Raw genomic sequence first — 12,955 nt, forward strand, 5'->3', positions numbered from 1 at the left:
ATAGAGGGTAAGAATCAGAGTAATAGTTCAAGTATGGCTTCTGGATACTATAGTCTGACATGCTATCAATCTATTTCAGAAGCTGGACAAATTGTAATAACTTTCCTTGAAGGAATTGAGGTAGATTTATAAGAGACTGTGACTGGGAAGTTGCAGTCTTTTTAGGGGTTTAATGATATAATGAAATTATAAATGTGGATATTGTTTAAATTCTCTGGAGGACGCATAATGTTGAATTTAGTAAAAGGACACCAAGTTAGCTTGGTAGAAAACCTGTTTGAATCATTTACAAAGTTAACTGAACATCATTTGATGGCGAATGTACACGCAGAAAAAATATTAGAGGTTTTTCAACATTTTATTGCGATTCATGACGAGCCCTTGTTTTTTATTTTGGAATTGCCTGTCAGTATTGATAGAGAAAAAGTGATAGCAAAGAATATTATCAAGGAATCCCATAAGGATGTTTATTATATTGATGGTTGTTCAAGAGAGGAATGCCTAGCACTGTTGATTAGATACGGTGATTTACTTGTTAATGATGGACTAAGTAAGTTTGGATTTGGTAGGCATAAAAGTCATGATGAGATCATGCTTGATAGCTATAATGTTGTGACAATTTATAGTAAAGAACTATCGAAATTTAATGACTTTTTTGAACCTCATAATATTCAATTTGTAGAAGAACTAGTGACAGCTTGGAAAACTTTTTCTAAGACCTCACCAGGAATATCTGAAACCTATGAAAGTAATGGAAAAACTGTTTATGATTTGCCTGAAGAATTAGCTGAATGGGGAATATATTTAGCTGAAACTCGAACAGAATAGGCATATCTATAGGATTAGAAAGAGAATATTTCAATTCCTTAAAATTTTATTTAGAGCAAAGGTGGATATTGAAGTTGTAAGATAAATAATGATTATTTATGGTAGAACTCTGGTTCTGCCTTTTTTATTTATGAAGTATATGAAATATGGCATAAAAGACTAAAGAAAAAATGCAAAACGTTTAATAAATTAGAATTTTCTTGCTACTTTTTGAAAAATATTTTTTCCTTACAGAATCCTTAAAAATATTTTTTATACTATTTACAAGATTAAAGGAGGAACAAAATATGAGCAAATATATTTTGGAAACAAATGAGCTAACAAAAGTTTTTGGAAAACAAAAAGCTGTAAATAATGTGTCATTAAAAATTGAGGAAAATTCAGTATATGGATTACTAGGACCTAATGGTGCAGGTAAATCTACGACATTAAAGATGATTACAGGTATGTTACACAAGACGTCAGGTGAAATTATGTTTGAAGGACATGAATGGAGTAGAAATGATTTATCAGATATTGGTGCTTTAATCGAGATGCCACCCTTATACGAAAATTTAAGTGCAAGAGAAAATCTAAAAGTTAGAACATTATTACTTGGATTACCTGATGCAAGAATTTATGAAGTTTTAGAAATTGTAGATTTAAAAAATACCGGAAAAAAGAAAAGCGGTCAATTTTCTTTGGGGATGAAACAAAGATTAGGTATTGCAATTGCTTTATTAAATAATCCTAAACTATTGATACTAGATGAACCGACAAACGGATTAGATCCATTAGGAATTCAAGAATTACGTGATTTGATACGTAGTTTTCCTGAAAAAGGGATAACAGTGATTTTATCAAGCCATATTCTGGCAGAAGTAGAACATACTGCAGATCACATAGGAATTATTCATGATGGAGAATTAAAATATCAAAACATCATTGATCATAATGAAAATTTAGAAGAACTTTTTATGGATGTTGTAAAGAATGGAAAGAGAGTATAGATTAATGAAAAATTATATTTTTGCAGAAACTTTGAAACACAAACACAGTTTTTTGTTGAAGATATTATTTATTGCACCAATTATATCTTTACTTGTTGCGTTTGTATTAATGCCATTATATTTTAGTGTAAATGCATATAATTGGTGGTATGTGATGATTATGCCAGCAACTTTCGCTTTAATACCAGCAATGATGCATAGAAAAGAAGAGAGAAAATTAAACTACCGAGCAATTTTTCCACTCAATATTGATTTAAAAACGATATGGATTTCAAAAATATTAACAGCTTCAATTTATCTAAGTATAACTGCTATTTTGCATATGCTAGGAGTATTTGTTTTTCAATTTTTCATTGGAGAACAATTAACAGGAAACTATGCATTCACGACATTATTATTCGCAAGTGTATTATTGGTTATAACTAACATATGGCAAGTTCCATTTTGTTTTTTCCTGGCTAAAAAGTTTGGGTTTATAGCAAGCATTGTAGTAAACGCTGTATTAGGTCTTGTGTTAGGAATTTTGTTAGCTGACGGTTCTATGTGGATTTATTGCCCTTATTCTTGGGGGATTAGATTGATGGTACCCGTTATGCGTATTTTACCGAACGGTATCCCAACAGAAGTATCAGATCCAATGATTTTAAACACATCCTTACTTGTTCCTTGTATTTTATCAATATGTTTGTTTACATTATTGACTTTCATTACTGCAAAATGGTTTTCTAAGCAAGAGGTGAAGTAATGATGAAAATATTAAAATCAGAGTTTTATAAATTGAAGCATACATGGATTCCCTGGGCTCACTTTATCTTACCTGTTTTATATGCACTAATATTTTATGGAGCAGCAACATTTACAAGTCTAAAAAATTTTTCTGATATGGATATCATACTGAATTATTTTGTGCTTTTAGGTGCTATCTTACCAATAATATTTGGTGCTATCACATCTAAGGTTGTTGACATGGAAGCAAGTGCTGGACGATTTCAAGTGATTCTATCAACTACAAAATCCAGAAGCAAGGCTTATGGCGGAAAACTTATAATGCTCTTATTGAGTTTTCTATTTTCTATAAGTTTAGCAGTTTTTATATTTGCAATGCTATTTGGTAATCAAGCGACTATGGCTTGGTTAATTGAATTATTATTAGTTTTTATAGGATGTTTATCTACATATATGATTCATTTATGCGTATCACTTATGTTAGGTGGTGGTGCATCTATTGGATTGGGATTTGTGGAAACGTTGATTGCTTTACTTTCAATAACCAATTTAGGTGAAAATATCTGGTATTATTTACCTTGTACTTGGGCATCGAGATTATCTGCAACATATATTGTTGGAAGTGAATTGGCTGATAGCTCATATTTAATTAAAGAGTTTACCATGTGGGGCTATGTAGCAATACCTATTACAGTAGTCATTTTTACTGGCTCTTTATTATGGTTCAATAGGTGGGGTGGAAAGTCAATCAGTGAATAATAGCTCTAAATGTATTTGTAAATGGAATATGGTATAATAATAATAAAATATTTATAAATATGGAGGTGGTTTGGTATGGCAAGAATTCTTGCTATAGATGATGAATTATATATGCTGACTCTAATCAAGAATATTTTAATAAAAGGAGATCATATTGTTGATATTTACCAAACCACGGTAGATATTGATGAAAATAGTTTGGGGAAATATGACTTAATATTACTTGATGTAATGATGCCAGAGGTTGATGGAATCAGCTATTGTAAAAATATACGTAGCAAAGTGGATTGTCCGATTATCTTTTTAACTGCAAAAGCAATGGAAACGGATATAGTAGATGGCTTATTAAGTGGAGGAGATGACTATATTACCAAACCATTTGGTGTTGGTGAATTGTTAGCAAGGGTAGAAGCTCATCTGAGAAGAGAACAAAGAGAAAAACATTCGAGTTTAAACCTAGGGAATATAAGATTTGATTTATCCTCCAATCAAGTATTTGTGAAGGAAGAAGAAATTCATCTGACAAAGTCTGAGTATCAAATTTCTAAACTTTTAGCAAAGAGAAAGGGACAAGTTTTTTCAAGAGAACAAATATATGAAATGATTTTTGGATTTGATGGGATTGGTGATTCTTCTGCCATATCAGAACATGTAAAAAATATTAGAGCAAAGTTCTTAAAATTTGGTGAAAATCCAATTTCTACAGTTTGGGGGATTGGTTATAAATGGAATTAATTAGAAAAGGACAGTCGCTCAAAATAGTATTTCTTAAATACTTAATGACTGTTGGAGTTGGTTTAGGATGTGCCATCGTACTAGCTTTATTAACTTTTACAGCGTTTTATAGTGTTGGTTTGATTGTTCCGGCTAACCATACAGAAAATTTATTACAAAAAGATAAATATAAAATTTTAAATAAAATTGACTTTGATGAAGCATTGATACCTAAAGGAGCTAGCTATATGTTTTTATCGCCAGATGGTGAAGTGATAAAAACTAATATGGATGAAGCTATTCAACTGAAAGCTAAGAATTTTCACAATCATGAGGGATTTTCAACTCCATCTTCTTCATTTATAGAATTTAAAAGGAATGATGGATATGTATTAATCCATTATTCACTAGAGCCACGCTACAATAATGATTGGATGGAAAAATATTTCCCTAGCATAGATTTACTATTAATATTTTTATTAATCATTTTCTTTTTAATGAGTGCATTTGTGGCTACTCTAATCTGGGCAAAACGAATAACAAGGCAATTATCTCCAATGCTAGATGCATCAGATAAAATCGCCAACCATGAATTAGACTTTGAAATAGGAAGTTCAAATATCAAAGAATTTAATGATGTCTTAAATAGCCTTGATATAATGAAAAAAGCCTTAAGTGATTCATTAAGAGAGAATTGGATTAAAGAAGAGAATAAGAGAAGTCAGATATCGGCATTAATGCATGACTTAAAAACTCCGGTTTCTATTGTCCAAGGTAATGCTGAATTGTTAAAGGTAACTGATCTAACTGATGAACAAAAAGATTATGTAGCGTACATTATAAAAAATTCAACACGTATATCAGATTATACAAAAGCTCTGATGGAGATGAATCAGTCAATTAAATTAAACTCGTTGAATTTACAAAAAGTAAAGGTGTCAGAAATAATCGAAAGAGTTAGTGAAATAGCGAGAGAGATTACACTAATACATGACCGTACTATATCTAAATCTATTAATTGTGAAGATTCAGATGTAATGATAGATATACAATTATTTGAAAGAGTCATTCAAAATATATTTAGTAATGCTATTCAATATTCACCAGACAAATCCAACATTGAATTACTAATAATGACTACAGATAAGATACTTTCAATATCTGTGATAGACGAAGGCCCAGGATTTTCTAATGAGGATTTAAAACGAGGAACGGAGCAATTTTACCGTGGAGATAAGAGTAGACATTCAGCTACAAACTATGGTTTAGGTTTATATAATTCTTGGAAAATAATGTTATTACATAATGGACGCATCATATTAGAAAACAACTCGGATAAACATGGTGCAAGTGTAAAGTTAGAATTACCATTACTATAATAGAACAGGAATTGTTTTCAAATGGAATTTATTAAAAATATATCCTTTTTGCTTTTGGTGTAGAATAGAAAATTTACTCCGCTATCAAGCAAGAATCTTACATAGTAGAAAGCTAAATGAACTTTGATAACTGAACAAATTCTAAATGTTAACTTATAAATTTCTAGTAGGAACGGAAGAAAATCTGTGTTTAACTGCAACTAGTAAGTTGCAGTTTTTTATTTTGAATAATGATATAATAGGATAAGAAAATAATGAAAACGCTATATATTTGAAAGTTGATTAGGAAGTAGAAAGTATGAAAACAATTGATATGATTATTAAATCATCAACTGAATTTTATATCGATTTAGTTTATCAGCTTTCAGATACGGTGAGACACATTTTAACTTTATTATTAGGGAAAGCAACTAGATAGCGTATTATTAAGATATTTTTACATATTGGAAACTAAAGTGTAGACGAACTGGATGGGTTACTAGTGAAAACTGCAAGAAGTGTTGGAAAGTGAATCGGAGAGTGCTTGATGAATTTTATTAGTAAGATAGCCATAAATAAAGGCTGGTCAGATGATAAAAAATATTGTGTGACAGATCAAAATCAGCAAAAATATTTCTTGCGTGTTTCTGATAAGGAGAAGTTAGATTCTAAAAAATCTGAATATGATATGATGGAGAAAGTAGCTTCTCTTGGAATTCCGATGTGTAAACCGATTAGTATAGAACTCTGTGATGATGAAGTGCATTCTTTACACGAATGGATAGACGGGAAAGATGCAAGAGAAACCATTTTAACTGTTTCGAAAGAACAACAATACACTTACGGAGTAGAAGCAGGAAGTATACTTCGAAAAATTCATTCACTTCCTGTTACAGAAGTTCGTGAAGATTGGGAACCCTTTTTTAATCGTAAAATTGATGACAAAATCAAAAAATACAAAGAATGCCCCGTTCAATACGAGAATGGTCAGATTTTTATTGATTTTTTAAATGCAAATAGAGAATTATTAAAAGATAGACCTCAGGTTTTCCAACATGGAGATTATCATATCGGGAATTTCATGATTGGTGAAGATCGTAATATTTATGTCATTGACTTTGATCGATTTGACCTTGGAGATCCTTGGGAGGAATTCAATCGTATTGTATGGTCTGCTCAAGTTTCACCTTCTTTTGCCTCTGGTATGATAGATGGATATTTTGATCATAAGGTTCCAGATTTATTTTGGAAACTTCTTGCTATCTATATTCTAAATAACATAGTTGGTGCTCTTCCATGGTCTGTTCCTTACGGAGTTGAAGAAATATCAGTAATGCAAAATCAAGCTAAGGAAATTTTAGAATGGTATGATGATATGAAGCAAATCATTCCTAGTTGGTATTTGATTGAGAAAAAAGCTGAATAATAAAAGAGTTGATTAAAGAAGAATTTGGTAGTTGGGACGTTAAAAGTAAAGAGACTCAACAAGTTTACAAGTTAGCAAGTAAATTTTTTAAGTGACAATTATCAGCTATAAAGTTGAAAAATGGTAACTATAAAATAGTTTCATTCTACATTTTAATTTTAAACAACAACTCAGTTACTTTCGTTCTTTAATATAGGAGTATACTAGCACCACATGTTGAGGCGGTAAGTTTGCTAGTCAAGGAGTAAAACGACGAAGATTAGCATTTACTTCCGCCCATGCGATAGCTGTCCGTGATTGACAAGTGCTAGCACGCAGACAGAACGGAGATAGCGAACCGCTGAGTGTGTCGCTCTGCTCGTAAAAGCTTAGAAACCTTTGAACGAAAGGGATAATGAAAGCCTTGATTGCAAGGCTTTTTGCTTTATGGTGGGTAAGTATCAGAGTGAGAAAATTTTTGGAATGAGTAGAAGTGATAGCTAGAAATTATCAGTTTCTATTTCCATTTACCCTGTGGGTACGTGTTTGTTTCCATTGACAAGGAGTTTGTGGGAATAGAAATGTACCCACCTTGTTTGAATCAAGTGAAGTGTAGTTGAAGGAAATCTGTTGAAAGCAATACTTCATTTTACCGAATAAGTAATAATTTAGGCAACTTCAAATCGATTAAAAAAAACTATTTTAAAGGTTAAGAGTAGACAAAAATTGTCCACTCTTTTTTGCAAACTCAATTTATCAATAAATGAAATGAGGGAATGTAAAATGAAATATTTTGAGGTTGAGTTAGAAAATCCTGATGAATTTTTAAAACTACAAACAGAAGATTTTGTGAAAGCTAATCGCTTGCTACTAAGGAAGATAATCCAGAGCGTTACAGTCTATGAAGAAAACTTCGTCATATCCTTTAAATCTGGCATCGAATTGGAAGTATGAGTCTCATTCCATAACTTTTATATTGAACATATCATCTTGTTGTGTTATACTATAAATTGATATAAACAAAGATGTAGGAGGAACCGAAACTATGACAGCCTCAATGCGTTTAAGATAAGCTGGCAATAAAAAAAGCAGAATCTATACCCGATGATAGGCTTTTTTGTTGTGCTTATTTATACGATATTGAGCATTCATTAGTTACGGTGAGGATATTGGTTATTTAACTATACCTTTATTTAACTATGTCTTTAATATGAATGTTTCCAAATTGTATGTATGCAGACCAAAAGCCACATTGTGGGGTTTGGCCTGCATTTTTTATTGCCTAGAATGCTATTCAAAATAGAAATTCAAGCAAAATAATATGCAGGAGATAATATAAATGGAAAAATACAACAATTGGAAACGAAAATTTTATGCAATATGGGCAGGGCAAGCAGTATCATTAATCACTAGTGCCATCCTGCAAATGGCGATTATTTTTTACCTTACAGAAAAAACAGGATCTGCGATGGTCTTGTCTATGGCTTCATTAGTAGGTTTTTTACCCTATGCGATTTTGGGACCTGCCATTGGTGTGCTAGTGGATCGTCATGATAGGAAGAAGATAATGATTGGTGCCGATTTAATTATCGCAGCAGCTGGTGCAGTGCTTGCTATTGTTGCATTCTGTATGGAGCTACCTGTCTGGATGATTATGATAGTATTGTTTATCCGTAGCATTGGAACAGCTTTTCATACCCCAGCACTCAATGCGGTTACACCACTTTTAGTACCAGAAGAACAGCTAACGAAATGCGCAGGCTATAGTCAGTCTTTGCAGTCTATAAGCTATATTGTTAGTCCGGCAGTTGCAGCACTCTTATACTCCGTTTGGGATTTAAATGCTATTATTGCCATCGACGTATTGGGTGCTGTGATTGCATCTATTACGGTAGCAATTGTACGTATACCTAAGCTGGGTAATCAAGTGCAAAGTTTAGAACCAAATTTCATAAGGGAGATGAAAGAAGGAGTTGTGGTTCTGAGACAAAACAAAGGATTGTTTGCCTTATTACTCTTAGGAACACTATATACTTTTGTTTATATGCCAATCAATGCACTATTTCCTTTAATAAGCATGGAACACTTTAATGGAACGCCTGTGCATATTTCTATTACGGAAATTTCCTTTGCATTTGGGATGCTAGCAGGAGGCTTATTATTAGGAAGATTAGGGGGCTTCGAAAAGCATGTATTACTAATAACAAGTTCATTTTTTATAATGGGGACCAGTTTAGCCGTTTCGGGAATACTTCCTCCAAATGGATTTGTAATATTCGTAGTTTGCTGTGCAATAATGGGGCTTTCGGTGCCATTTTATAGCGGTGTGCAAACAGCTCTTTTTCAGGAGAAAATTAAGCCTGAATATTTAGGACGTGTATTTTCTTTGATCGGAAGTATCATGTCACTTGCTATGCCAATTGGGTTAATTCTTTCTGGATTCTTTGCTGATAAAATCGGTGTAAATCATTGGTTTTTACTATCAGGTATTTTAATTATTGGCATTGCTATAGTTTGCCAAATGATAACTGAGGTTAGAAAATTAGATTTAAAATAAACAATATTGGAGGAATATTTATGTATCTTATTTTCATGTAACTCTTCCTGCTAAAATCGCAGGGTTTTCCCTGCATACAAGCAAATGAAAGCATGCGATTATAGACAGGAGGAAATGTTATGGAATTAATATTAAAAGCAAAAGACATTCGTGTGGAATTCAAAGGACGCGATGTTTTAGATATAAATGAATTAGAAGTATATGATTATGACCGTATTGGTTTAGTAGGAGCAAATGGTGCTGGAAAAAGCACTTTACTCAGGGTACTTTTAGGAGAATTAACTCCCCCAGGATGTAAAATGAATCGTCTGGGTGAACTTGCCTATATTCCCCAGTTGGACGAAGTAACTCTGCAGGAGGAAAAAGATTTTGCACTTGTAGGCAAGCTAGGTGTTGAGCAATTAAATATACAGACTATGAGCGGTGGTGAAGAAACAAGGCTTAAAATAGCACAGGCCTTATCGGCACAGGTTCATGGTATTTTAGCGGATGAACCTACGAGCCATTTAGACCGTGAAGGAATTGATTTTCTAATAGGACAGCTAAAATATTTTACAGGTGCACTGTTAGTTATTAGCCATGACCGCTATTTTCTTGATGAAATAGTAGATAAAATATGGGAACTGAAAGATGGCAAAATCACTGAGTATTGGGGAAACTATTCTGATTATCTTCGTCAGAAAGAGGAAGAACGTAAGAGCCAAGCTGCAGAATACGAACAATTTATTGCGGAACGTGCCCGATTGGAAAGGGCTGCGGAGGAAAAGCGAAAACAGGCTCGTAAAATAGAACAGAAGGCAAAAGGTTCTTCAAAGAAAAAAAGTACTGAAGACGGAGGGCGTTTAGCTCATCAAAAATCAATAGGAAGTAAGGAAAAAAAGATGTATAATGCTGCTAAAACCCTAGAGCACAGGATTGCGGCCTTAGGAAAAGTAGAAGCTCCGGAAGGCATTCGCAGAATTCGTTTCAGGCAAAGTAAAGCATTGGAGCTCCATAATCCATACCCTATAGTCGGTGCAGAAATTAATAAAGTATTTGGGGATAAGGCTCTGTTTGAAAATGCATCTTTTCAAATTCCGTTAGGAGCAAAAGTGGCGTTAACTGGTGGTAATGGAATCGGAAAAACAACTTTAATCCAAATGATCTTAAACCATGAAGAAGGAATTTCTATTTCGCCTAAGGCAAAAATAGGTTACTTTGCACAGAATGGTTACAAGTACAACAGTAATCAGAATGTTATGGAGTTTATGCAGAAGGATTGTGACTACAATATATCAGAAATTCGTTCAGTGCTAGCATCTATGGGGTTCAAACAGAACGATATTGGAAAAAGTTTATCTGTTTTAAGCGGTGGAGAAATTATAAAATTGTTGCTTGCTAAAATGCTCATGGGTAGATATAACATCCTAATAATGGATGAACCCAGTAACTTCCTTGACATACCAAGTTTAGAGGCTTTGGAAATACTAATGAAGGAGTACACCGGAACTATCGTGTTTATCACCCACGATAAACGATTACTCGAAAATGTAGCAGATGTAGTTTATGAAATTAGAGATAAGAAAATAAATCTGAAACATTAAATTTAAGGTAGTCGCTGGTCAGTATAGTCTGTTCTGGTTGGCGACTCCATTGTTAAAGAGTATAAAGACTTTAGATTTTATGAATATTAAAAATAGGAACAGTCAATTGAACTGCTCCTATTTTTCTGCTAAATATATTGTAGTTTTCTTATATGTATAATGATAGATTAGCGGATTCTCATCTACGGTACTTACTTCAAATATGAAGAAGTGATCGCGGTTATCTCTGGACTTTTCCTTATTGAGGACAAAGTAATTCTTACGTGAAGTCGCCATTGTTTTTAGGATATCATCAGTTAGGAAGGTCAATGGAATATTCATGTTAGAGTAGCGGTAGAAGTCACGTTCAAAATCTTGGTAGCTCTCGCTATAATAGTCCATTTGTAGGTGATTACGCTGAAACTCAAGCTGATTCATAGAGCACCTCCTCGACAAGTTCAATACTAATAATGTCTTTTAATTTCAAATTGATGTGACCTGTTGTAGTTTTTATCAAAATGAAATCTTTGGTCAGACTTGGTATTGTTCCAGTGTAGGAAACACGCTTGTTTTTTTCAATCACTTGAATGCGTGTGCGTAGCTGCCCGGCGTATACTTGACTGAGGAGTAATAATTTCTTCTCTAGTGATAAGTCAGACATGTACGTTACTTTGTTTGTATCATCAGAGAGTGCTGATGCATGTTCAGATAGGAAAAAGCCCATCCATTTTTGCATCTTTGTATCCTGGTACTCTCTTGCTGATTGAAATGGTAAATATGAACGGTCAATCATATCAAATCCTTTCTATGCAGAGGCAAGGGTATTTTTATCAAATTGAATCGTAAAACCTTGAATTCCCCCACCTGTGTAACATTCTTTAAAGCGATTGATTACCTCAGTATAGATTATCACAGATGAGCTTGTTGGCTTAATGCTAAATGTAAATTCCAATGGTAATCGGTTTTCAGATTTAGCATGTACTAGTCGTATCGATATTTCAGTTGTTTTGAGTTTTCTCTGACGAAGTTTTGAAGTTGCTGTTTCAACGATTCCATGTAAAAATCTTTCAAGCATTTCAATATCATTACATCCTTTGCTACGGATTTCTGAAAATTGTACTGTATTTTTTTCTTGTTTCATTTTAATCCCTCCAATCCACCCGCGGAATGACCACCGATAAGTTTACTGCGTTCAATATTTCTGGAACCTTCAGTTAGGACGGTTCCTTTTTGTATGGCTAAAAAACCAAACTGTTCTCTGACAACATCAATAGCTGTCTGAAGTCTATTATCTTTTTCAATTTGTTCTACATCATCAAAGAGTGATAGTAGAGTATAGCTTTCATCTACGAAGCCACTATAAGATACACCAATTTGTCTCACTGCACCAGAGGTGTATTTTTTCGGAATAATACAAGTACATGACTCACCATTGTTTTGGGGAGATTTGCGGGTTCAATTTTATTCTGAGCATTTATAGATTTTTTCATCTCAGTCCTAGAATAGCCAATATGAATAGAAACGACAGTAGTCAATACTAGGGCTACTGTTCCGTTCCACAGTATCATTTAAAAATCATTTTCACACCCTTTCGTCTATTAGTATAGAAGAAAGCTCTCAGCACATGTTGAGTGTGTAAGTTTGTTAGTGAAACGTAGCTAAATCTCTCGCTTTTTTATTTCAAAGCTCCAGTGGAGCTTTGAACTCCCAAACCTTTTGAGTCCCACAGATGCATTATAACGGGGCTGTAGCATTGATGTCAAAACTTTCACCTCCTATATAAACAAATTCTATCCAACGTTTAAAAAGGATCAGTAGCTGATAATATATAGCGGTTTGCATCGTGACGACAAGTAGGTGGATTACGATTATTTGTAATTTATAAAATCTATGATGAGAGGTACGTGATTAGAGGTATCAAGTAATTTTTATTTTGCTAGAGCAAGCAACAAATCTTCTTCATAAGGACTATGCTAAGCAGATGTATCAGATACTAGATTTAGATAAATTTGAATGAGTTATGATGAATCAACTTCTAGACCACATCAGCATTTAAG

14 protein-coding genes are annotated in these 12,955 nt (G+C 33.3%); 10 read left to right on the plus strand and 4 right to left on the minus strand.

Annotation, left to right across the window (positions count from 1 at the left end):
- Positions 1 to 228: 228 nt before the first annotated feature.
- The 10 genes from QM941_RS03825 (at position 229) to msr(D) (ending at position 10,919) form a co-directional block, all read left to right on the plus strand.
- Positions 229 to 828, plus strand: a complete 600-nt coding sequence (locus QM941_RS03825; protein ID WP_414339077.1) for a hypothetical protein — start codon at positions 229 to 231, stop codon at positions 826 to 828.
- Between the two features lie 287 nt (positions 829 to 1,115).
- A complete protein-coding gene (gene pcfF / locus QM941_RS03830) occupies positions 1,116 to 1,817 on the plus strand; it encodes a lantibiotic protection ABC transporter ATP-binding protein PcfF (RefSeq protein ID WP_414339079.1) in 702 nt (233 codons plus the stop codon).
- A gap of 4 nt (positions 1,818 to 1,821) precedes the next feature.
- Positions 1,822 to 2,562: a lantibiotic protection ABC transporter permease PcfE gene (gene pcfE, locus QM941_RS03835; RefSeq protein WP_004252835.1), complete on the plus strand. Its 741-nt coding sequence runs from the start codon at positions 1,822 to 1,824 to the stop codon at positions 2,560 to 2,562.
- Complete coding sequence (gene pcfG / locus QM941_RS03840) at positions 2,562 to 3,302, plus strand: lantibiotic protection ABC transporter permease PcfG (protein WP_049517878.1); 741 nt, start codon at positions 2,562 to 2,564, stop codon at positions 3,300 to 3,302. The genes pcfE and pcfG overlap by 1 nt, the downstream gene beginning before the upstream one ends.
- A gap of 75 nt (positions 3,303 to 3,377) precedes the next feature.
- The gene (locus tag QM941_RS03845) at positions 3,378 to 4,037 is read left to right on the plus strand and encodes a response regulator transcription factor (protein WP_414339081.1); all 660 of its coding nucleotides are present in this window, start codon (positions 3,378 to 3,380) and stop codon (positions 4,035 to 4,037) included.
- The gene (locus QM941_RS03850; protein ID WP_023918143.1) at positions 4,028 to 5,395 is read left to right on the plus strand and encodes a sensor histidine kinase; all 1,368 of its coding nucleotides are present in this window, start codon (positions 4,028 to 4,030) and stop codon (positions 5,393 to 5,395) included. Before QM941_RS03845 ends, QM941_RS03850 begins: the two co-directional genes overlap by 10 nt.
- A 526-nt stretch (positions 5,396 to 5,921) precedes the next feature.
- Positions 5,922 to 6,800, plus strand: a complete 879-nt coding sequence (locus tag QM941_RS03855) for an aminoglycoside phosphotransferase family protein (RefSeq protein WP_004252845.1) — start codon at positions 5,922 to 5,924, stop codon at positions 6,798 to 6,800.
- Positions 6,801 to 7,562: 762 nt separating this feature from the next.
- Positions 7,563 to 7,733, plus strand: coding sequence for a hypothetical protein (locus QM941_RS03860; protein ID WP_000873143.1), 171 nt, complete (start codon positions 7,563 to 7,565; stop codon positions 7,731 to 7,733).
- 385 nt (positions 7,734 to 8,118) lie between these two features.
- Positions 8,119 to 9,336 (plus strand): macrolide efflux MFS transporter Mef(A), encoded by a 1,218-nt coding sequence (mef(A), locus tag QM941_RS03865; protein WP_000417519.1) that lies wholly within the window; start codon positions 8,119 to 8,121, stop codon positions 9,334 to 9,336.
- A gap of 119 nt (positions 9,337 to 9,455) precedes the next feature.
- On the plus strand, positions 9,456 to 10,919 hold the full coding sequence (msr(D), locus tag QM941_RS03870; RefSeq protein ID WP_000420313.1) for an ABC-F type ribosomal protection protein Msr(D): 1,464 nt from the start codon (positions 9,456 to 9,458) through the stop codon (positions 10,917 to 10,919).
- 117 nt (positions 10,920 to 11,036) lie between these two features.
- On the opposite strand, the gene QM941_RS03875 is transcribed toward msr(D), so the two are convergent.
- From QM941_RS03875 to QM941_RS03890, 4 genes are read right to left on the minus strand one after another with little or no spacing between them, the layout of a single operon-like run.
- Positions 11,037 to 11,336 (minus strand): DUF5960 family protein, encoded by a 300-nt coding sequence (locus QM941_RS03875; protein WP_001072467.1) that lies wholly within the window; start codon positions 11,334 to 11,336, stop codon positions 11,037 to 11,039.
- Positions 11,323 to 11,691, minus strand: a complete 369-nt coding sequence (locus tag QM941_RS03880; protein WP_000567222.1) for a hypothetical protein — start codon at positions 11,689 to 11,691, stop codon at positions 11,323 to 11,325. The genes QM941_RS03875 and QM941_RS03880 overlap by 14 nt, the downstream gene beginning before the upstream one ends.
- A gap of 12 nt (positions 11,692 to 11,703) precedes the next feature.
- Complete coding sequence (locus QM941_RS03885; RefSeq protein ID WP_000806926.1) at positions 11,704 to 12,039, minus strand: hypothetical protein; 336 nt, start codon at positions 12,037 to 12,039, stop codon at positions 11,704 to 11,706.
- Positions 12,036 to 12,281, minus strand: a complete 246-nt coding sequence (locus QM941_RS03890) for a hypothetical protein (RefSeq protein ID WP_001813542.1) — start codon at positions 12,279 to 12,281, stop codon at positions 12,036 to 12,038. Before QM941_RS03890 ends, QM941_RS03885 begins: the two co-directional genes overlap by 4 nt.
- Between the last annotated feature and the right edge of the window lie 674 nt (positions 12,282 to 12,955).

It is taken from the genome of Streptococcus timonensis, assembly GCF_047460355.1.
In the GTDB taxonomy this organism is placed as follows: Bacteria; Bacillota; Bacilli; order Lactobacillales; family Streptococcaceae; genus Streptococcus; species Streptococcus timonensis_A.

Coding starts and splice junctions, on each gene's coding strand:
- QM941_RS03825 (WP_414339077.1), top strand. CDS start 229: ATGTTGAATTTAGTAAAAGGACACCAAGTTAGCTTGGTAGAAAACCTG.
- pcfF (WP_414339079.1), top strand. CDS start 1,116: ATGAGCAAATATATTTTGGAAACAAATGAGCTAACAAAAGTTTTTGGA.
- pcfE (WP_004252835.1), top strand. CDS start 1,822: ATGAAAAATTATATTTTTGCAGAAACTTTGAAACACAAACACAGTTTT.
- pcfG (WP_049517878.1), top strand. CDS start 2,562: ATGATGAAAATATTAAAATCAGAGTTTTATAAATTGAAGCATACATGG.
- QM941_RS03845 (WP_414339081.1), top strand. CDS start 3,378: ATGGCAAGAATTCTTGCTATAGATGATGAATTATATATGCTGACTCTA.
- QM941_RS03850 (WP_023918143.1), top strand. CDS start 4,028: ATGGAATTAATTAGAAAAGGACAGTCGCTCAAAATAGTATTTCTTAAA.
- QM941_RS03855 (WP_004252845.1), top strand. CDS start 5,922: ATGAATTTTATTAGTAAGATAGCCATAAATAAAGGCTGGTCAGATGAT.
- QM941_RS03860 (WP_000873143.1), top strand. CDS start 7,563: ATGAAATATTTTGAGGTTGAGTTAGAAAATCCTGATGAATTTTTAAAA.
- QM941_RS03875 (WP_001072467.1), bottom strand. CDS start 11,336: ATGAATCAGCTTGAGTTTCAGCGTAATCACCTACAAATGGACTATTAT.
- QM941_RS03880 (WP_000567222.1), bottom strand. CDS start 11,691: ATGATTGACCGTTCATATTTACCATTTCAATCAGCAAGAGAGTACCAG.
- QM941_RS03885 (WP_000806926.1), bottom strand. CDS start 12,039: ATGAAACAAGAAAAAAATACAGTACAATTTTCAGAAATCCGTAGCAAA.